Origin of the sequence: Brevibacillus sp. MS2.2, from assembly GCF_013284345.1 — a bacterium.
Lineage (GTDB): Bacteria > Bacillota > Bacilli > Brevibacillales > Brevibacillaceae > Brevibacillus > Brevibacillus brevis_C.
Window position 1 is genome coordinate 24,625 of sequence record NZ_JABSUZ010000041.1, and the last position, 21,101, is coordinate 45,725.

General features: G+C 45.5%; 18 protein-coding genes and 1 pseudogene. 13 read left to right on the plus strand and 6 right to left on the minus strand.

What is annotated here, in order from left to right; translation table 11 throughout:
* Window positions 1-8 precede the first annotated feature (8 nt).
* Window positions 9-827: an S-layer homology domain-containing protein gene (locus HP568_RS25700; protein WP_142495807.1), complete on the minus strand. Its 819-nt coding sequence runs from the start codon at window positions 825-827 to the stop codon at window positions 9-11.
* A 126-nt stretch (window positions 828-953) separates the two neighbouring features.
* On the opposite strand from HP568_RS25700, the pseudogene HP568_RS25705 reads away from it, so the two are divergent.
* From HP568_RS25705 to HP568_RS25720, 4 genes and pseudogenes are all read left to right on the plus strand, one after another.
* A pseudogene (locus HP568_RS25705) lies at window positions 954-1,115 on the plus strand (VOC family protein); the annotation flags it as partial.
* Between the two features lie 144 nt (window positions 1,116-1,259).
* On the plus strand, window positions 1,260-3,266 hold the full coding sequence (locus tag HP568_RS25710) for a serine hydrolase domain-containing protein (protein ID WP_173630587.1): 2,007 nt from the start codon (window positions 1,260-1,262) through the stop codon (window positions 3,264-3,266).
* A gap of 50 nt (window positions 3,267-3,316) precedes the next feature.
* Entirely contained in the window at window positions 3,317-4,024 is a 708-nt protein-coding gene (locus HP568_RS25715; protein ID WP_173630588.1) for a response regulator transcription factor, read from the plus strand.
* Window positions 4,011-5,390 (plus strand): HAMP domain-containing sensor histidine kinase, encoded by a 1,380-nt coding sequence (locus HP568_RS25720; RefSeq protein WP_173630589.1) that lies wholly within the window; start codon window positions 4,011-4,013, stop codon window positions 5,388-5,390. The genes HP568_RS25715 and HP568_RS25720 overlap by 14 nt, the downstream gene beginning before the upstream one ends.
* 43 nt (window positions 5,391-5,433) lie before the next feature.
* On the opposite strand, the gene HP568_RS25725 is transcribed toward HP568_RS25720, so the two are convergent.
* Window positions 5,434-5,769 (minus strand): hypothetical protein, encoded by a 336-nt coding sequence (locus HP568_RS25725; RefSeq protein ID WP_173630590.1) that lies wholly within the window; start codon window positions 5,767-5,769, stop codon window positions 5,434-5,436.
* 48 nt (window positions 5,770-5,817) lie between these two features.
* On the opposite strand from HP568_RS25725, the gene catA reads away from it, so the two are divergent.
* Entirely contained in the window at window positions 5,818-6,477 is a 660-nt protein-coding gene (gene catA, locus HP568_RS25730) for a type A chloramphenicol O-acetyltransferase (RefSeq protein ID WP_173630591.1), read from the plus strand.
* Window positions 6,478-6,558: 81 nt separating this feature from the next.
* Window positions 6,559-7,722 (plus strand): PstS family phosphate ABC transporter substrate-binding protein, encoded by a 1,164-nt coding sequence (locus HP568_RS25735; protein ID WP_048031776.1) that lies wholly within the window; start codon window positions 6,559-6,561, stop codon window positions 7,720-7,722.
* Between the two features lie 486 nt (window positions 7,723-8,208).
* Here the strand turns inward: HP568_RS25735 and HP568_RS25740 are convergent, their stop codons facing one another.
* The gene (locus HP568_RS25740) at window positions 8,209-9,201 is read right to left on the minus strand and encodes a GNAT family N-acetyltransferase (RefSeq protein ID WP_173630592.1); all 993 of its coding nucleotides are present in this window, start codon (window positions 9,199-9,201) and stop codon (window positions 8,209-8,211) included.
* A 239-nt stretch (window positions 9,202-9,440) separates the two neighbouring features.
* Here HP568_RS25740 and htpG point away from each other — a divergent pair, with 239 nt between their 5' ends.
* Both htpG and HP568_RS25750 read left to right on the plus strand, forming a co-directional pair.
* A complete protein-coding gene (gene htpG / locus HP568_RS25745) occupies window positions 9,441-11,321 on the plus strand; it encodes a molecular chaperone HtpG (RefSeq protein WP_048031778.1) in 1,881 nt (626 codons plus the stop codon).
* A 113-nt stretch (window positions 11,322-11,434) separates the two neighbouring features.
* Window positions 11,435-12,037: an MSMEG_1061 family FMN-dependent PPOX-type flavoprotein gene (locus HP568_RS25750; RefSeq protein WP_048031779.1), complete on the plus strand. Its 603-nt coding sequence runs from the start codon at window positions 11,435-11,437 to the stop codon at window positions 12,035-12,037.
* Between the two features lie 24 nt (window positions 12,038-12,061).
* On the opposite strand, the gene HP568_RS25755 is transcribed toward HP568_RS25750, so the two are convergent.
* Window positions 12,062-12,697, minus strand: a complete 636-nt coding sequence (locus HP568_RS25755) for a DUF5701 family protein (protein ID WP_173630593.1) — start codon at window positions 12,695-12,697, stop codon at window positions 12,062-12,064.
* 162 nt (window positions 12,698-12,859) lie between these two features.
* Between HP568_RS25755 and HP568_RS25760 the strand changes: the two genes are divergently transcribed.
* Window positions 12,860-13,567 carry a MerR family DNA-binding transcriptional regulator gene (locus HP568_RS25760; protein WP_173630594.1) on the plus strand — a complete coding sequence of 236 codons (708 nt, stop codon included), beginning with the start codon at window positions 12,860-12,862 and terminating at the stop codon, window positions 13,565-13,567.
* 56 nt (window positions 13,568-13,623) lie between these two features.
* Here the strand turns inward: HP568_RS25760 and HP568_RS25765 are convergent, their stop codons facing one another.
* Both HP568_RS25765 and HP568_RS25770 read right to left on the minus strand, forming a co-directional pair.
* Window positions 13,624-15,453 (minus strand): adenine deaminase, encoded by a 1,830-nt coding sequence (locus HP568_RS25765; protein ID WP_173630595.1) that lies wholly within the window; start codon window positions 15,451-15,453, stop codon window positions 13,624-13,626.
* A gap of 336 nt (window positions 15,454-15,789) precedes the next feature.
* Complete coding sequence (locus tag HP568_RS25770) at window positions 15,790-17,160, minus strand: amino acid permease (RefSeq protein WP_048031784.1); 1,371 nt, start codon at window positions 17,158-17,160, stop codon at window positions 15,790-15,792.
* Between the two features lie 418 nt (window positions 17,161-17,578).
* On the opposite strand from HP568_RS25770, the gene HP568_RS25775 reads away from it, so the two are divergent.
* From HP568_RS25775 to HP568_RS25790, 4 genes are all read left to right on the plus strand, one after another.
* Window positions 17,579-18,322, plus strand: a complete 744-nt coding sequence (locus HP568_RS25775) for a metal ABC transporter ATP-binding protein (protein WP_048031785.1) — start codon at window positions 17,579-17,581, stop codon at window positions 18,320-18,322.
* Window positions 18,322-19,182: a metal ABC transporter permease gene (locus tag HP568_RS25780; protein WP_048031786.1), complete on the plus strand. Its 861-nt coding sequence runs from the start codon at window positions 18,322-18,324 to the stop codon at window positions 19,180-19,182. The genes HP568_RS25775 and HP568_RS25780 overlap by 1 nt, the downstream gene beginning before the upstream one ends.
* 14 nt (window positions 19,183-19,196) lie before the next feature.
* Window positions 19,197-20,150 (plus strand): metal ABC transporter substrate-binding protein, encoded by a 954-nt coding sequence (locus HP568_RS25785; RefSeq protein ID WP_173630596.1) that lies wholly within the window; start codon window positions 19,197-19,199, stop codon window positions 20,148-20,150.
* A 160-nt stretch (window positions 20,151-20,310) separates the two neighbouring features.
* On the plus strand, window positions 20,311-21,030 hold the full coding sequence (locus tag HP568_RS25790; protein ID WP_016741001.1) for a YebC/PmpR family DNA-binding transcriptional regulator: 720 nt from the start codon (window positions 20,311-20,313) through the stop codon (window positions 21,028-21,030).
* The last annotated feature ends 71 nt before the right edge of the window (window positions 21,031-21,101 follow it).

Sequence of the window (21,101 nt, forward strand, 5' to 3'; positions counted from 1 at the left end):
AGCGAGGATCATTTACTCGTATAAGTTGAGAGAGAACCGTCCACTAACAAGACGTTGTAAGTGCGGTGCAGCATCACGACTGCCTCTGCTCGTGTGAGTGGATCATGTATTTCCAATTCGTTTCCCCACGTACTCATGATGTCGTTGCCTACCAGCCATGCGAGTGCATAAGCTTTTAATGCGTCAATGTCACCGTTGGCGAAAGTTATTTCTCCAGTGTCGAGGTGACCGTAGCTAATTGTGTATTCGTCGTCAGGAAAAGGAGCTGAACCAGGATAAGGTGATCGATAGTTAGGTGAATCGACCGACTGTACGGTAATGTCGTCAATTCGAGCAAGGATTTGCAAAACTTGATCGTCGGGTATTTCATACATCTTTTGATAGAAAAATGTTTGGAAAAAGTATATAGCTTCCCAACGTGTTACTTTTTTTTCGGGATAGATGTAAACTTTGTCCCAGTCCCAATGTACAACACCAAATGAGTTTGCGTTGTACATTTCCATCAATGGCTGATAGGCCCAATGGTTTTTGGGGACATCTTCAAACTTCTGTATTTTCTGCTCGGAGAATTCTTTGTTAAGATTCGGACGAAGCTTAGTAAACAGCTTATGAACCATAACAGTTAACTCGGCTCTATCAATCGCCTCATTCGGTCTGAAGGCTCCATTAGAATAGCCACTTAATACACCTTTTTTCACCATGAAATCAACCGATTCCCGTGCCCAATGTCCATTAGGGATATCGCTGAACTGACTGGCTTGTACAGGTACGGGAGTTGAAAAAAGAATAGAAACGATAAGAGCTACGCATAAAATGATATTTTTCATCATGTTCCTCCTTTACCATCCCTTTCCTTTTCCCTTCCCTATTTCTGCTTAAACATTGCAGCTATACACAGGCTGAAGTCAGGAAGAGATGCAAATAGTATGTTGGAGGGGTAAGGCAGGAATTGAGAAGTGGATGAATTGGTGAATCAGGTGAAAGAGGCTGGGGGCACTGTTTTCAGTGAGCCTCGGGAGCATGGTCCGGGGATGTATGGGGCAGGCTTCGCTGATTTGGATGGTCATCGGTGGAATGTGTTGTATATGGATATGAGACAGATATCGAGAGAATAGAGGAGCGTGCCCCTGAGAAATCAGGGGTTTTTGCATGAACAAGCAAAAAATTCATGTTCTATTAAGGTTGTATAGAAATACGATTAAGACTGATTGTGTATTCTTCTAGAGAAGGAAATAAGGGTAAAGGAGAGGAGCAATCTTATGAAAATGTTTTCGAAGTTACAGACAGTAATGGCGACTGTACTTGTATTTACTATGAGCGTCAGCCTTGTAAGCGGAGTTGTTTCTCCAACCAAAGTGTTCGCAGCTTCTGTATCTGGGCCGGATGATCCAAGAGAGGTAGAGCAATTTGCAGATGAATTTTTTAACCGGTCTGAAATTAAGAACAACATGGCAGGGGCTACGTTTGTAGTTGTAAAAGGAGACAAGGTCCTTTTTAAAAAAGGGTATGGATATGCGGATGTAGAGAAGAAGATTCCGGTCGATCCTGATCGCACCGTATTTCGTGTAGCGTCAGTATCCAAGGTTATTACAGCTACAGCCGTTATGCAATTGGCGGAGCAAGGAAAAATAGATTTGAACAAAGATGTATCCGCATATATGGGGGATGCCCGGATTCCGAATAATACAGGCACTCCTCTAACAATGAAACATCTGTTAACGAACGCCACTGGATTTGACTATGGAGACACTTCTGACTCTTCAACAACCGACTTGAAACGGGAGGTTTCTTTAAAGAAATACGTTAGGGACAATCTCCCAAATGTCATTCGCAAGCCAGGAGAGTTTTACAGATATGACAATCTCGGCTTCACCATTCAAGGTTATGTTGTAGAACAAGTAGCAGGAAAACCATTTGGAGAATACGTGCAGGAACGCATCTTTAAGCCACTTGGCATGAAGAATAGTGATTTTCGACTTACACCATCAATAGTCAAAAAGTTGGCTGTACCTTATAATCTTATCGGACAGCCGATCCCGACTTATGCAACGGTACCAACTGAGCTTCCTGATGGTGGAATGCTCTCAACTGGTTCTGATATGGCTAAATTCATGATTGCTCATCTCAATAAAGGAAAGCTTGGGAATGCGACGATTATGGAAGAAGAAACGGCGGCAGAAATGCAGAGACCTCATCTTTCCGTGCATCCAAAGCTGAATAACATGGCGCTTGGTTTCGAATATGCCAACCAGCAAAATTACAATGGACAATATGTTATTGAAAAAGCAGGGGATTTACAAGGATACCATACCGGGATGTGGTTGATCCCGGAAGAAAAAGTGGGGGTATTTGTTACAGTCAATAAGGACTTCGAAATTCGTACGCCTTTGATTGAAGCGTTTATGGATCATTACTACCCGAAAAATGAGCAGAAAAGGGGAGCGTTTGCGTTAGCGAAACAAGAACTCACGAAGTTTGAAGGGACATACAGCGATTTGCGAAACCGGATGTGGACGACTCGTATACGTGCTGAAGGCGGCAAACTCATTGTAAAAGATCCGCTGGGAGAACATGTCCTATATGAGGTGGAGCCACTCTTATTCCAGGATGAACAAGGTATTAAAGCTGCTTTTAAGCTGAACCATCACGGAGATGTGCAGGCTTTCTATTACGATTTAAAATCAGATAGTTGGGCAGAAAAATTGCCTGAGCCGCAACGTTATCAGGATGTGGAGAATGACCATCCATATGCGTCCTATATTTATCACCTGCGCCAGATCGGTGTCTTTGCTGATATGGAAGGAGACAATCGCTTTTCGCCCGAACAACAGATAACAAAAGGAGAGTTTGTTGGCTGGTTCATCAAGTGGAGTGGCATTGCCCCATCAAAACATAAACCGATTTACACGGATCTTTCGGGTAACAAGTATGCGCGGGAAATTCAAGCAGCTTACGAGTTAGGTTTACTAAAAGCATCTGCTGATGGCAAATTTTATCCGAACGAGCCATTGACGCGTCAAGAAGCAGCAACCATCGTATGGCGCATGGCATTTGGCTATCTTCATGCAGAGCCGAAAAAAGCCAAGTTGAGTGGTAGGACAGATGCTTGGGCTTTAGATGGAGTCCATTTCGTAGTGGCAAAAGGATTATACGGACCAGAAGTGGTGAAAGGCAGAGATGGCAGTCTCGATTATAAATCAGAGCAGCTGATGGTAAGGAAAGAAGCGGCTGCGTTACTATCTCGGTTCGCAGACCAATTATTTTAGTGTACAACAAGCCGTGACTTCTTGTTTGTGCTTCGTTGCGACATGAGGCGATGGAGGGAAATACAATCAAAACGATACTGATCATCGACGATGAAGCACAAATTCGTGAACTACTCAGTATTTATTTGAAAAATTACGGGTTTGCTACTTATGAAGCAGGTAATGGGGTTGATGCGCTGGCTGTATTCTCAAACGTGCAAATCGATCTGGTTATTGCTGATATTATGATGCCGATGATGGATGGATACGAGTTATTAAAAAAGATGCGACATATTTCCGAAGTTCCGTTTTTGTTCCTGTCCGCGAAATCGGACGATATGGATAAAATTATTGGACTGCAGCTTGGCGCTGACGACTATGTGGGGAAGCCTTTTAATCCCATAGAAGTCGTCAGCAGAGTTCAAGCGTTATTCAGAAGAATGGATGTATTTTCTAAAGGTGAAAAGCAGAGCCATGAAATCATACAAATTGGCGATGTCATGCTCGATTTGGTGAGCTGTAAGCTGTACAAAAATGGACAGCAGAAAGAAGTGACATCGTATGAGTTCAAGATTTTGTCTTTACTGATGAAGCATGCGGGGAGAGTTTTTACAAAAGCATCCATTTACGAGCATGTTTGGGGGCAGGAATACATAGGGGATGAAAACCTCATCATGGTCTATATCAGCAAACTCAGGGAGAAGATTGAGGATAACCCAAGAAAGCCAGTTTATCTTATTACGATCAGGGGGTTAGGCTACCGTTTTGAAAAAAAATGAGAGCATCCCCGACAAGCGGCCGTTAAAACAACTGTTTTTTCGGCACTATGTTGTGATAAGCGGTTTGTTCTTATGCACGATTATGATTGCTCTTTTGGGGACAGACCTGTTGATGGAGAACTATTTTGATAAATCGCCTGATTTGACCCGAGTGGACGGCAGTAAAATATACCAGTACCCTTTTGAAAAGATTGATGGTCGGTTGTTAGACGAGTACGGCGGCTGGTTCGAGATCGTGGATGAATCGGGGGCAGTCATCTATGTAAAAGGCAACAAGGAAGACAATATCATGACATATAGCGATGGAATGCTGTACGCTAAAGTGGACATGCTGCGAAATGATGATTCAATTTTCTACCATGCCTATCGAGCGCAAGGGCCAGAGGGTGAAAACTATGTTCTGTTATGGAAAATTCCTGAGCGGTTGGAAAATATATCATTGGCGCTTGGAATTTTAATAGCGTTGTTTGTCGTTCTGTTGTTCATCGCCCTTTATTTCTACACCCGGTACTCTGTCTTGCAGATGAAGAAGCCTCTCCGGCAAATTGTAGAGGGCATTAAAGAGATGGAAGGCTTCAATTATCAGAAGAGGCTTACATTTTCGGCTGAAATGGAATTTGCAGAAATCCGAGAAGCATTTAACGGAATGGCAGAACGACTACAGCAGACCTCTGCAGAGATAGAAGCGGTAGCGAACAACAAAAGAAACATGCTGTTGCATTTGTCTCATGATCTGAAAACACCGATTACCTCTGTATTCGGGTATTCTCAGTTGTTGCTGGATAGGCCGGAGCTAGAAGAAGAGCAAAGGCGTCAGTATGTTCAATATATTAACGACAAATCGTCTTATATGGCCCATTTGATTCAAAATTTGTTCGAACTGGCAAAGCTGGAAGACCAGCACGTGAGACTGGATCAAGAAAAGGTGAATATTAGTAAGTGGTTTATGCAGCTTGTTGCGGAATTTTATCCGGAAATAGAAGATAGGGGATTTCAGTTGGAAGTGAAAATTCCAGAGGAGCCGCTGTTTGTCATGTTCGACAAAATGCATATGAACCGCGTTATTACGAATTTGATCGGTAACTCGCTAAAACATAATCCGCCGGGAACGCAGCTATTCGTTTCATGCGAGAAAATAGAGACCGGCGTTGTTCTGTGGTTGGGTGATAACGGTACAGGTGTTCAAGAGAATGTTAGGGAACACATTTTTGAAGAGTTCATAAAAGGGAATAATCCTGTGAAAGATAGCACCGGACTCGGTCTAGCCATTTGTAAAAAAATTATAACGTTACATCAGGGGACCATTCATTTGGAGAGGGATCAACAGTTTACGACTCTATTTAAAATCACTTTGCCTCTTGAATGAGCGGTACTCTTCTTGTGGCTGTCACGACGGTCGTTTTTATCATCTATTGGTGCGTCAGGTGGTACAAGGCTGGGTGCGATGCAGATGGAGTAAAGAAGAAATGGCGGAAAAAGGAGCCTTCCAAATAGGAGGACTCCACCTCACTTCCCAACGTGTTATCTTTTTTTGGATAGATGAATAATATATCCTCTTTCTCTTGTACAACCCCATAAGAGTCTCCATCGTACATTTCCATCAATGGTTGATAGGCCCAATGTCCATCCGGGATATCGCTGAACTGACTGGCTTGCAGGCTGATGTCAGGAAGAGATGCAAATGGTATGCTGGAGGGGTAAGGCAGGATTGGAGAAGGGGATGGTGTTATGAAAAGGACACGCAAAATCACCTCCTAAAATCATCATGTTTTCGATTTTAGGAGGGATACCCAATGAAATTTCAGCGAATCGATCTAAATAATTGGAGCAGAAAGCCTTATTTCGAGCATTATCTGAACCGAGTGAATTGCACCTTCAGTATGACTGCCGATATAGATATAACGGAATTGCTCCCCGCTCTACGGCAAAAGGGGATGAAGCTGTATCCGGCTTTTCTGTATATGGTGACAAACGTTGTCAATGCGCATCGTGAATTTCGAACTTCCTTTCATGCGGATGGCGAGTTGGGCTTTTGGGAGAGGATGATACCCAGCTATACTTTTTTTCACCAGGACGATCAAACTTTTTCTACGATGTGGACGGAATTCGCTGACGAGTTCCCTATGTTTTATCAAAATTACGTAGCGGACATGAAACAGTACGGGGACAACAAAGGTCTTGTGGCGAAAGAACTGGAACCGCCTTATACGTTCCCTGTCTCGTGTATTCCCTGGGTTAGCTTCAGTGGGTTTAATCTGAATATCTCGGGAAATGGGCGGTATTTGCTTCCAATCATTACAAGTGGAAAGTATTTCGAGCAAGAAGGCAAAACGTTATTGCCTGTTTCTTTACAAGTCCATCATGCGGTTTGTGATGGCTATCACGCCAGTCTGTTCATCAATGACTTGCAAAATTGGGCAACAACTTACAAGGAATGGTTAGGTGTCGAGTGAATTGGCTCGTTTGGTATGCTTCTCCTTCCTAATCTCTTCCAATCATTTATAATAACGATAGGAGAATTGGGAGGAGAAGGAATGAATAAAGAATTGGTAGGGAAAATCTTCGGCTGTATCGTTTTGGGTGCGATTATCACTGTGATCGGAGTCGTGGCGGTGGTGATGACTGCCCTGAACGCAGAGGGAAGGGTTTATTCCCTTCTTGTCGCTGTCACAACAGTTGTTTTTATCATGTACATCATCGGACAAATGTTCGCCCCACAAAAGAGTCGGCTATGGAACCGAGCCCTCTTTGTTTATTTTCTCTTTTGTACGCTGCCCGTTGCAGGATATGAGATCAGCAGCTATTACCATAACAGCATTCCTGTGGTCAGTGAGGCGGAGGTCGATCTGGAACAGTATAAACCATTCAGTTCAGACTCCAAGGTTCATAAACTTGATCAACCAGCGACACTGTCGTTACAGTCTGATTTGCCCAAAATAGATGGGGCGACGGCTTTATATCCGCTGTACGCTTCCTTTGTGCAGGCTGTTTATCCCGAGAAAGATTACGACCTTTACGACAGCGAAGTCATGGTAAGTAAGACGCCAAATGCGTACGAAAACTTACTGGATGGAAAAGTCGATGTCATCTTTGCAGCAGGTCCTTCTGAGGAACAGCTTTTAGCAGCAAAAGAAAAAGGCGTAGAGCTGAAACTGACACCAATCGGAAGGGAAGCCTTTGTCTTTTTTGTCCATGCAGAGAATTCTGTTCAGGGTCTCACTACCGAGCAGATTCGGGGTATCTATGCGGGAGACATCATTTCCTGGGATGAAGTCGGGGGCGGGTATGAGTTTATTCGGGCCTTTCAGCGTCCTGAAAATAGCGGAAGTCAGACGATGCTCCAGAAGATCATGGGAGATAAAGAGCTTATGACTGCGCCGCAAGAAGACGTGGTAACAGGAATGGGTGGAATCATCGAGCAAACAGCCAACTACAAAAATTATTCGAATGCCATCGGTTACTCGTTCTTGTTTTATGCCACGGAGATGGTGCGAAACGGAAACATTCGTCTACTTGCAATTGATGGGGTAACGCCTAATAAGGAAACGATAAAAAGCAGAGCGTATCCGTTTGCGGCCGAGTTTTATGCAGTGACAGCTGGGACGGACAATCCGAATGCAGAGAAACTGATCGAATGGATTTTGTCTCCACAGGGACAAGAATTAGTAGAAAAAACGGGCTATATTCCGGTGAAATAAAAAGTAGCAAGCAAAGGAGACCCTTGGGCGATTGACCCGAGGGTTTCTTCTTCAGCTTTGACGTGCATTTAGGCTTCTAATGACAGCCGTGTTTGTCAAAGTAAAGTCGCGCTAGATTTTCGCCAAATACTTTACTTACGCCAAACAGCGTATCGGGACGATGCATGACAGAAGAGTCAATGGTCTCACTCCGCAGATAAATTCCTCTTCAGGCTGTAAGTCTTGAATCGAATTGATGTCGGTTAGACGCAAGCGGAATTCATCACGTAAACGGGTTCACAAAACTGTGCCAATCGCCTAGCTGCTCCTGTAATGAATACCTGTTTCATCTGATAATAGGTGAAGCGTTGGGAAGCTCGGTAATATAAGGTAACCGACACCGGACATTAAGTGTCATTTCTTAAAGTAAACAGGCTGATCCAATGTAGATCAGCTTAAAAGGAAATTTATAAAAACTAGACGGATTCGTGAAACGGGGATTTGGAACTACTCTTTCACCGAGGCTATTCTGCTATCAATAAGGCGAGAAACTCTGTAAGAAACAGGAAGGAAGCCTTGACGAGGCCAATAACGTGAAGATTGTAAATTCGTTTCTCTCCAATCTGTCATGCAGTAGACATATCCTTTTTTCTTCGCATGGGCAAGTCCATGTAGTGTAAGCGCATAATTGATACCTTGCCCGCGATATTGATCTAGAGTACCAGCAACCCCTAATTCAACACAACGATCCGGCACATTCAAATTATGATCACTTTTATCTAAGGGGAAGTATCCTTGGAAAGAAACAATTTTTCCATCTTTTAAGGCGATCCAGAAATCGACATCATGATCATCAAGGAGACCTGCATAGCCTTTACGTAATTCCTGAGGGTCATCACCTAAAGAATAACCAAAAACAGGTGCCTTATTTTGATGAGTTCTAATAATATTTGCAATATCCTCTACCAAACTACGGTCTTCTGGGGATGCCAAGCGAATTTCAACATCTGGAATGCTCAAGGGAAGGGGAAATTCCCGATCAAGTAAAGAGAGTAATGCATGTGTTTGTTCAAAGCCAAATCCTAAACGGAACCAAGAATGAAGTAATTCCGGTTGACTGGCTGGGATTAGCGCAAAATGACTGAAATACCCCTCATCTACCCATAGCTGAGAAGCCTCTGAATAAAGATCTCTATATAATTCAAAGGAGGTATTGCGAGAGATTGCGTGACCCTCCAAATTCATCCAGACATGTCGACCCCGAAGAGGATTTTCAATCTTTTGTCCAATTAGGTACCCGATTAATTTACCATCTTCAATTGCGGCGACTCCGCTACTGTTTGGTTTTGACCATATCATTTTAACAGCATTCGTTGCATAATTTTCATCTTCACATTCACTTGGTAATACGGAAAGGATTTCTCGATCTTGTCTATGTCGCTTGGACAATAGTTGCCCAGCCTCTGAGATTAGCTCATCAGTAAATGGTATGAAATACATGAAATGCCACCTCTGTTTTTTATCATCATAAAGTTGCTCTTAATCTATTGCAATACGCTCCCTTAAGCCAATTAGGCGCAGTCTTTCGAAAACCTTCACGTTGGAGAGTTTTCTTTCTAGCTAGATCATATTGACAGAAAAATCTAAGACTGTTATAAAAATAGTAAATAGCACTCGTGAGGTGAGAGTGCTAATATTGAAGAAGGAATACATAAGAAGTCCGGAAGGGTGGGTATTTCATGGAAAAAAAGCAGTTTCAAGCAGAATCTACACGTCTGTTGGAAATGATGATCCATTCTATTTACACACAAAAGGAAATCTTTTTGCGCGAGTTGATCTCCAATTCCAGTGACGCGATTGACAAAATGTACTACAAATCGCTCGTCGATGATCAATTGGTGTTTGATAAAGAGAACTATTTTATCAAAATAGCGGTTAACAAAGATACCAGAACTTTGACCCTGACAGATACCGGGATCGGCATGACGCAGGATGAGTTGGAAAATAATCTGGGCGTCATTGCGAAGAGCGGTTCGTTGGCGTTCAAAAAAGAAAACGACGCGAAGGATGGCTACAACATCATCGGTCAATTCGGCGTAGGCTTCTACTCGGCTTTCATGGTTGCCGACAAGGTTACGGTCATCAGTAAGGCACTGGGCAGCGACACTGGGTACAAATGGGAGTCCAGCGGTGCGGATGGCTACACGATCGAGCCTTTTCACAAAGATTCCGTCGGGACCGAAATCATTCTCGAAATCAAGGAGAATACAGAAGAAGAGAACTACGACGAGTTTTTGGAAGAGTACCGTTTAAAAGCGATTATCAAAAAGTACTCTGACTTTATTCGTTACCCGATCAAAATGGACGTTACGCAGCATAAGCCAAAAGAGGGCAGCGAAAACGAGTATGAACAAGTGACGGAAGAACAAATCGTGAACAGCATGGTTCCGATTTGGCGAAAAAATAAAAGCGAGCTGACGACTGAGGATTACGAGCAGTTTTATGCGAGCAAGCATTATGGCTTCGACAAGCCGCTGGCGCACATTCACATCAGTGCAGATGGAGCCGTTGTTTATCAGGCGATTTTGTACATCCCGGAGAGCATGCCATTTGATTATTACTCGAAGGAGTACGAAAAAGGTCTGGAGCTGTATGCCAACGGTGTACTGATCATGAACAAATGCGCGGACCTGCTTCCAGACTACTTCAGCTTTGTCAAAGGGATGGTTGACTCCGAGAGCCTGTCGCTCAACATTTCCCGTGAGATGCTCCAGCATGACCGTCAATTGAAGCTGATTGCGAAAAACATCACGAGCAAAATCAAAAGCCAGTTGCAAAGCTTGCTGAAAACAGAGCGGGAAAAATACGAGCTGTTCTACAATTCATTTGGCAGACAGCTAAAATACGGCATGTACAGCGACTACGGAACGCATAAAGAAACGCTGCAAGACCTGTTGATGTTCTACTCTTCCAAAGAGAAAAAGCTGGTGACGCTAGAAGAGTATGTTGAGAGAATGCCAGAAGATCAAAAGTACATCTACTATGCATCCGGCGAGTCGATCGAACGAATCGAAAAGCTGCCGCAAACAGAGCTCGTATCCGAAAAAGGCTACGAAATCCTGTACTTTACAGATGACGTCGATGAGTTCGCGATCAAAATGATGATGAACTACAAGGAAAAAGAATTCAAATCGGTATCGAGCGGCGATTTGGGAATCGAACCGGGCGAAGAAGAAAAAGCAGCCGAAGCCGAAAACGAGAACAACAAAGAGCTGTTCGACTATATGGCATCGATGCTCGAAGGAAAAGTTAAAGCTGTAAAAGCTTCCAAGCGTTTGAAGTCACACCCTGTCTGCTTGTCGACAGAGGGTGAAGTGACGATTGAAATGGAAAAAATCTTGAATGCGATGCCGAACAATCCGAATGTGAAGGCGGACAAGGTACTGGAGATCAATGTGAACCATGCGGTCTTCCAGTCATTGAAAGGTGCCTTTGACACAGACAAGGAAAAGGTCAATCTGTATACCGCCCTCCTGTACAATCAGGCTCTCTTGATCGAAGGCTTGCCGATTCAAGACCCGGTAGAGTTTACGAACGACATTTGCAAAGTTATGGTGTAAGGCAAAACAGGGGATGCGATTCCAGCATCCTCTTTTTCTCGTATTGATTTTCCCATTACAAGGGATTTATGATGGAACGCAAGGATATACATAAAGAGAGGAGAGTAGAACCTATGTGGAATCCGTTGGAAGTAAAAGATCTCATCACCAGTGCAGAAGAGCTGAAAAGCCTTGTAGGAGAACCGCACGAGGCGGTTGTGAAAAAAAGCATCGCGCAGGTAGAGTCGCATGTGATCCATTACGTGTCCATGTCGCCGTTGTTTTTCTTGTCTACAGCAGATTCTTCAGGCAGATGTGACGTTTCCCCTCGAGGCGACGAGCAGGGCTTCGTTAAAGTGCTGGATGAACACCATATTATTTTTCCAGAGCGAATGGGGAACAGACGGGTCGACTCTTTACTGAATATCATCGCAAATCCGCAGGTGGGTATGATTTTCCTGATTCCTGGTCTGGAAGAAGTGTTGAGAATTAACGGATCAGCCCGGATTACAAAAGATACAGAGCTACTCGCCGCGCAAGAATGGAAGGGCAAAACAAGCGGCATAGGCGTGATCGTGAAGGTAGAGGAGTGCTTCCTCCATTGCCCGCGCGCATTTAAACAAGCAGGCCTGTGGAAGACGGATTCATGGCCAGAAAAAGAGGCGATGCCTTCGATGCTGGAAATGTTTCGCGCTCATTTGAAAATAAATGGCGTTCATTTGAATGAAAAAGAATAAGAAAGAAAAAACCTTGAAAATGCTTCAAGGTTTTTTTTCGTCCAAACGAGCTTGGCAAGAAGCCGAACCGAGCCACGTATGTGGATTGCCGGCCCAGCACCAGCCTAGCTTTGGTTTATTTTCGCTGATCCACATGGCCGTTACGCGTCGGTCGCCACAACGGGAGCCGAGCAGTGAAAAGCCGTTATTTTTCTTTACCCGATCCGGGAAGTGAGTGATCAGGGCAATCCCTTCCTCCAGTGTGAGTGGGGAACGCTGTTGCTCCAAGAGGATGGGCATAGCGTCATTCGGTGTGACGTTCAGCGTCTCTTTTCCTGTATCAATTCCGGTCATCAAGTAAGCCATTCCTGTAGGAATCTCGATGCCCTCGATAGGTGTAAATCGCCGGATTTCTTCTGCATCCATGACACTGAAGCCAGCTTTCTTTTTCCGCTCGATTGCTTGCATCGCTTTTTCTCCGTCGAACCAATCACCTTTCACAACGAGAACAAAGGGGACGAGGCCCTCTTGCTGGTCGTCTTCTCGTATGGGGAGAGCTTCTGCCAGTAGTTGCAGCGGGGCCAGATTTTTCCCAAACTCATCTGCTGTCATGCCCGCCATTTCAGGATAGCCCTTTTGAATGAGCGTTGTCAGTTGCCGTTCGAATTCAGCTTTGTGCATGGGGTAATGCGCCTCCTTCCACTTGTCACATTCATCTTACAACATTGGTGCTAATTAAAAGGTTTATCCAAAAGAAAAGGAATAAAGCAGATTCGGATTGAAGTAACTTTATAACTAAGCTTTAATCTTTATAGAAAAAAATGAGGAAGGAGGCTAGCTGCCATGCGTCCCATTGATATTGCACGTAAGCTAAAGCTGAGCACAAGTGCCTTGCGCAATTATGAAGCGCATGGACTGGTTCCGCCTGTGGAGCGGTCAGAGAGCGGCTACAGGAAGTATACGGAGGAACACGTCGCTTATTTTACATGTATTCAAGCCATGTCTCCTGGCTTTGGGATGGAAGTGACGGCGCAGGTGGTGCGGCTGATCCAGGATAGACAGTTGCAGGCTGCTATGTGGCGTGTGAATGAGGTACAGGCTCATTTGCAACGGGACAAGCAGTTAGCCGAGCGAAACGTGGCAATGCTTGAAGACAGCCAAGCAGGGAAGGGTGAGGAAGCTGGAAGCAACGAATGGATGACGATTGGAGAGGTAGCAACCATGACTTCTCTGCCCAGCTCAACCATCCGCCACTGGGAAAAGGTTGGACTCATTACGACTTCCCGCGATGAGAAAAATGGCTACCGTCTCTTCAATCGCTCGCAAATCCGCAAAATCATGCTGCTTCGTACGCTGCGACCTGCTGTCTATTCCTTATCGGTTGTGGAGCTAAAGGATGCCATCGCGAACATGAATGAGGAGGATGTGAGAGAGGCGCGAAACATTGCTTTGGAAACGTTGCGCTATCTGGATCAGATGAATCTCGTACAAACGCGTGGGGTTTTCTATTTCTATCAATTATGCAAAGTGGTTCAGTTGGTCGAAGAATGAGATAGCCAAAAGAGAAAACCCTCTCCTGCACATTCGCAAAAGAGGGGATGTCATCGTTATTCCACAAACAGTGATACTCGCTCAAATCCTGCATCTGAAATGCGAATCAAGCCCGTATCCGATATATGCAAGGTCGGAATGACGACCAGAGCAAGCAAGGACAACGTCATAAAGGCGTAGTTCATCGTGCAGCCCGCCTTCACCAAGGCTTGGCTAATCTCCATGGATTGCTGCACAACTGTTTCATAAGGCTCGGTCGACATCAGTCCAGCTAAACGCAGCGGAAGCTCCACAATTTCGCCATCTCCAGTCACGACAGCGATACCGCCTTGCATGCTGATCACAGCATTGGCTGCTTGTGCCATCCGCTCATCGTCGTTTCCGATGACAAGCACGTTATGGCAGTCATGGGCGACTGTCATGGCAATCGCTGCTGGCTGGTTAAATCCGACATTACTGACAATCCCAATGCCAGAGCCACCTGTTTTCCCATGGCGTTCGAAAACAGCCATTTTGCACAAGGTGCTCTCGGGCGTAATCTGTAGCTCGCCATTTGCGACAGCCACATCGACAAACACTTCGTCCGTCTCAACGTGATTTTCCCGGACAACTGCGACGCGCGTCTTGATCGTCCCAGACGGAACAGGGGTCTTGATGATGAAGTCAGATGGAGTGAGCTCAGCCTTGATTTTCACAGAGTTGACAGCAAACGCAGGGTACGGGAACGGAGGAAGCTCCAGCGTCATTTCACCGTTTTCCGCCACTACTTCACCGCGTGCGATCGTCGTCACGACATTTACATCGGCCAGATTCCCGTCGAGCAAAATGATATCGGCGATAATACCCGGTGCGATTGAGCCTACATCTCGTGCGACACCGAATCGTTCTGCTGTATTGATGGTCGCCATCTGGAAGGCAGTAACGGGCTTCACCCCTTGCGAGATCGCGTGTCTGACGATGAAGTTCATATGTCCTTCTTCTTTCAACGAATCACAGATGCGGTCATCGGACACGAGCATCATCCGGCGGGAGTCAATGCCCTGTTCGGTGTGTGCTTTGATCGTTGCTGCAACATCGTGCCAGGCAGAGCCGCGGCGCATTTTGGCATACATGCCGAGGCGTACGCGCTGTGCGACATCTTCGCTGGTCACACACTCATGGCAGCCGGTTACACCCGCAGCGGCATAAGCAGCCAGACGCGGGTCACTTGACGGCCACGTATAGTGACCATCCACTACTTTTCCTGCCCGCAGTGTCGCTTGTATTTCTCCAATCATTTTCGGATCTCCGTACACGACACCAGGGAAATTCATGACTTCTCCGAGTGCGATCATATCTGGTCCCCAGCTCAATGCTTCCGCGACCTCTGCTGGTCCGAATTCTGCACCAGCCGTTTCAAAAGAAGCATCCGTTGAAGGGACGCATGAAGCGACCTGCATGTAAGCAGCCATCGGTGTCTGCCTTGCCTCATCCAGCATGATGCGCAAACCGGGTAGACCGAGAACATTCGAGATCTCATGCGCATCGAAAAAGCCACCTGTCGTTCCGAGCGGCAGTACCGCATCGGCGAACTGCGTCACGGACAGCATGCTGCTTTCGATATGACAGTGCCCGTCCAACAGTCCTGGTGCCATATACTTTCCTTTTGCATCGATGATTCTGGTGGATTCATCCGTCATCCCTTCCACAAAAGGACCGACATAAGCGATACGGGTGCCAACGACAGCCACGGACATATTCGGCAAGATTTCACCGGAGAGAACATTGACGAGCGTGCCGTTATGAATGAAGAGGGTCGCTTTTTTCTCCCCTCTGGAAAAGGCAACGAGATCAGGAATGCAATCTGCGAGTGGAGGTCTTGCAAAGGACGAATGCTGCTGTGTCATGTTTACTATCACCTCATGCTGGATTTGGTTTTTAACATATCGTACACATCGAAGTGGAAGGAAGCTAGTTTTCTTTTGAAAAAATTGAAAAAGAAGGTGCAGTGGATGACAAGAGTAAAAGTCACATACATAAAAATATCGTCCTACCTAAAGCTGTGCGTGGGAGCTGGGGTTTCAATCGGGGCTTTGGATGGGGCATTCCGTTTATGTACTCCCTAAAGTGCAAGAAGGGTATTTTGATCGAAGGGGTATTTGAAGGGGAGCAGCGTGAGGATATACCAAAATAAAGCACCTCCCATTTTCACTGATTTTGAATGTGAAAACAGGAGGCGCTGCTTAGTGTTCTGCTACTTCTATTTCATTTGTCTTCGTTTTCCGCAGTTTGTAAATCGCAACGAGTAAAATAAACCACACAGGTGTGATGAACAAGGCGACTCGTGTATCTTCCGCTAGAGCCAGTACGACCAGAATGAAGGCAAGGAATGCCAGGATCAGGTAGTTGGCAAAAGGATAGAGCGGCATTTTAAACGAATTCGCTTTTGCTAAATCTGGTCTCGTTTTGCGATATTTCAAATGACAGATGACGGTGATTCCCCAAATAAAGATAAAGCAAACGGTCGAAACGCTAGTGATCAGTGTAAATACGCCCTCAGGCATGACGTAGTTCAATACGACTGCGATCAGGATGACAACCGTCGAAAAGAATAGTGCATTTGCCGGGACCTTGTTGGTAGTCAGTTTCGTAAGGGGCACAGGTGCATTCTTTTCTTTGGCAAGCGAGTAAACCATCCGGCTTGTACTGAAAATGGCGCTATTACATGCGGAAGCGGCGGATGTCAGTACCACGAAGTTGACGATACCGGCAGCGGCTGCAATGCCAATCGCTGCGAAGACCTGCACGAATGGACTCTCCAACGGGTTGATCGCGTTCCAAGGATAAATGCTCATGATGACGATGAGTGCGCCAACGTAGAAAATCAAAATCCGAATCGGGATTTGGTTAATCGCTTTTGGAATGACTCGTTTTGGGTCTTCTGTTTCACCGGCTGTCAGCCCGACGAGCTCGATCCCAACAAATGCGAATACGACCATCTGGAAGGAAAGAAGGAACCCATTAAAGCCGTTCGGGAACATACCGCCATGACTCCAGAGATTCGTGAAGCTAGATGCACCTGCATTCGTAGAAAAGCCCTTGATGATCATGAAGATACCGACAAAAATCAGGGCGAGAATCGCGATGACCTTTACGAGCGCGAACCAAAATTCCATTTCTCCAAAAAGCTTCACCGTAGCCAGGTTCATGATTAACAAAATCACGAGGGCAATTAAGCCTGGCATCCACTGCGGTATTTCCGGAAACCAGTATTGCGTATACAGACCAACGGCTGTAAGGTCAGCCATGGCGATCGAAATCCAGCAAAACCAGTAAGTCCAACCCGTGACAAATGCGGCCATATTCCCCAGATAATCTTTGACGAAATCCACAAAAGAATGGTAATTCAAATTGCTCAAGAGGAGCTCCCCGAGTGAGCGCATGATTAAAAAGCAGATGATGCCCGTAATCAAGTAAGCAAATAAGATGGATGGGCCGGCCAAATGAATCGATTTTCCTGCGCCCAAAAATAATCCTGTTCCGATTGCTCCACCGATCGCGATGAGTTGTACGTGTCTGTTTTTTAGACCTCTCTCCAATTTTTGATCCTGCATACGATCCACCTCTTTCTATTTTTAGTTAGTTTTTAATTTTTAGATTTTTATCAAACAGATAATGTTCATATTAACATAACTATAGTTGTTTCACATATGTTTATTTATTTTTATAGAAAAAAAGCTTTTAATTATGAACGAAATAGGGACATTTTGGAAGTGTTGGCTCTTTTGAACAAGGAGCTGCACTTTTTTTGTATTTCAGAAAAAAGAATATATTGACATGGTAATGGAAATCATTTAATTTTGCATTAAGGCAACTTTTTTATACGAATGCATATTAGTTTGTTCGGGTGAATATTATTGGTACAAGACTACATTGTTGTGTGTGGGCATATGGGCATGGAGGAATTACCCGTTTCACCATCGGTTTTTGGGCGGGATCATATAACGGGCTATTATTTGGAGGGAAAAAATCATGGATTCTGCTATCGCTGTAAGGGACCTGCATGTCTCTTACTTTGGGAACGAAGTTGTTCGGGATGTTTCGTTTGATGTTGAGCTAGGGAGCATGGTTGGGATCATCGGTCCAAACGGGGCAGGGAAGTCAACCCTGATCAAAGCGCTCTTGGACCTCATTCCGAGAGATAAGGGGAACGTGCGGATTTTTGGGAAAGAGACAAATGAATTCCGGAAGAAAATCGCCTATGTACCACAGCGGAGCATGATTGATTGGACGTTTCCGATCACGGTCATGGATACAGTGCTGATCGGGACGTACCCAAGTGTCGGACTGTTCAAGCTTCCGAAAAAAAAGGAAAAAGCGTGGGCGCTGGAATGCCTAAGAAAAGTGGGGCTGGAGGATTTCCGCGACAGGCAGATTGGGGAGCTCTCCGGCGGGCAGCAACAGCGTGTCTTCCTGGCAAGGGCACTTGCGCAAAAACCGGAGCTGCTACTTCTGGACGAGCCATTTGTGGGGATTGATGTGGCGAGCGAGGACACCATCATTCGTATTTTGAAAGAGCTGCAATTTCAGGACAAAACGATTGTCGTCGTCCATCATGACTTGTCCAAAGCATACGCGTATTTTGATCAGCTTCTTCTAATGAACAAAGAATTGATCAAGTTCGGTACGGTCGATGAAGTGCTGAATCGAGAAGTCATGTCGAGAGCATATTCCTATCAGCTACCATTTCTCGAAAAGACCGAGGTGCTTGCATAATGGATTTCTTGATGGCAATTGGACAGTATGAGTTTTTGCAAAAAGCATTGTTTACATCTGTAGTGGTTGGGTTAATCTGTGGCGTCATAGGAAGCTTTATCATCTTGCGGGGAATGTCCTTGATGGGGGATGCCATCTCACATGCTGTTTTGCCTGGGGTGGCCCTCTCCTATGCTTTTGGGATCAATTTCTTCGTGGGCGCTGTTTTAACGGGTGTACTCACCGCTGTTGGAATTGGCTACGTGAGCCAAAATAGCCGCATCAAGAACGACACGGCGATTGGAATTTTGTTCACATCGGCCTTTGCGATCGGGATCATCATGGTTACGATGCTGAAAAGCAGTACCGATCTATATCACATTTTGTTCGGGAATGTATTGGCTGTGCGTTCGTCAGACATGTGGGTGACCGTTGGCATCGGGGTCATCGTCATCGTGACAGTCTACGCTTTTTTCAAAGAACTGTTACTGACTTCGTTTGATCCGACCATTGCGGCTGCTTACGGTTTGCGTAACAACCTCATTCACTACTTGCTGATGACATTGCTGACGATGGTAACTGTTGCTTCCTTGCAAACCGTAGGAATCGTATTGGTTGTTGCCATGCTGATTACGCCGGCTGCTACCGCTTATCTTTTGACGGACCGCTTGTCGACCATGATCTTTTTGGCTGGCGGTTTTGGGATGCTGTCTTCAGTTATCGGTCTTTATTTTAGCTTTACTTATAATTTGGCCTCTGGTGCCACGATTGTCGTGGTTGCAACTGTGTTCTTCTTCCTGGCCTTTCTCTTCTCCCGAAAACACGGGGTGGTATGGAAATCAATCCGAGCTCGGCAAAAACGGGTCGAGCTCTCAAAGTAAAGGAGAATATCGTCATGAAGAAGTGGAATCTGTTTTTTGTTTTTCTAGTCTCAACCATATTAATGGCGGCGTGTGGTGCTCCGCAAAGTGCGAACGAGCCCGCACCTGCAAAACAAGACAATAGCGAGAAGCTGCAAGTGGTCACGACGTATTCCATCTTGTATGACATCGTAAAAAACGTTGGGGGAGATCGGGTGGAAATTCACAGCCTTGCTCCGATTGGCTCCAATCCCCATGAATATGATCCACTGCCTGCTGACGTGCAAAAAACGACGGATGCAGACGCGGTTTTCTACAACGGACTGAATTTGGAAGCAGGTAACTCCTGGTTCGATAAACTGATGACCACAGCAGGCAAATCAGGTCCGGATGCACCTGTATTCCGACTCAGTGAGGGTGTAGCGGCCAAGCACTTGACCACCAAAGGCAAAGAGAGCGAAGAAGATCCGCACGCTTGGTTGGATGTACGTAATGGGATCAAGTATGCGGAGAACGCAAAAAATGCCCTGATCAAGCTGGACCCAGCGCACAAGGATACGTATGAGCAAAACGCCAAGAAGTATATCGAACAGCTAACTGCTCTGCACGAGGAAGCGGTTAAGCAATACAACCAGATTCCGAAAGAACAGCGTTTGCTTGTGACGAGCGAGGGAGCGTTCAAATATTTCAGCGAAGCGTACGATTTTGAAGCGGCGTACATTTGGGAAATCAACTCGGAGAACCAAGGAACACCAGAGCAGGTCACGCAGGTGGTCGATACGATCCGTGCGAAAAAAATCCCGGCTCTGTTCGTAGAGACGAGTATCGATCCGCGCAGCATGGAGATGGTATCGAACGAAACGGGTGTACCAATTGTCGGGAAAGTATTTACGGACTCTCTCGGAAAGCCGGGAGAAGATGGCGATACGTACATCAAAATGATGGAATGGAATATCAAAACGATTTACGAAGGATTGACCAAGAAATAAGGTTCGTAAAAGCAAAGCACAGCTCTCCTTATCAGGGGCTGTGCTTTTAAATTCTTCCACTGCTTAACATCTTTCATCAGATTGAGGTATAATAGGCTAGTGTGTAAAAGGAATCCGGAGTATTCATATTTAATCTGTCATATTGAAAGAGAGTGGGATTATGGGTCGTAAGTGGAACAATATTAAAGAGAAGAAAGCTTCTAAAGACGCGAGCACCAGTCGTATTTATGCGAAGTTCGGGAAGGAAATTTACGTGGCGGCAAAGCAAGGCGAGCCGGACCCAGAGTCCAACCGTGCTCTGAAGGTCGTCCTGGAGCGTGCTAAAACGTACAGCGTACCGAAAGCGATTATCGACCGCGCGATTGATAAAGCAAAGGGCGGTTCTGATGAAACCTTTAGCGATCTGCGCTATGAAGGCTTCGGGCCAAATGGTTCCATGATCATCGTGGATGCACTGACCAACAATGTAAACCGCACAGCTCCGGAAGTGCGTGCCGCTTTCAACAAAAACGGTGGGAACATGGGCGTATCCGGTTCGGTTGCTTATATGTTTGATCCAACAGCGGTCTTTGGTTTGGAAGGCAAATCCTCTGATGAAGTGCTGGAAATCTTGATGGAAGCGGACGTTGATGTGCGTGACATTTTGGAAGAAGACGGTGCTGTCATTGTTTACGCAGATGCCGAACAGTTCCACGCTGTACAAGAAGCACTCAAAAATGGTGGCGTCACAGAGTTTACCGTAGCTGAACTGACCATGCTGCCACAAAACGAAGTAACGCTGACAGAAGATGTACAAGCTCAATTCGAAAAGCTGATTGATGCTTTGGAAGACTTGGACGATGTGCAGCAGGTGTACCATAACGTTGATTTAGGTGAATAATGTTTTTAATGGAGAAGACCTTTGTTTTAGGACAAGGGTCTTTTTTATGTGCTGTGTATTGGCTGTGGTGA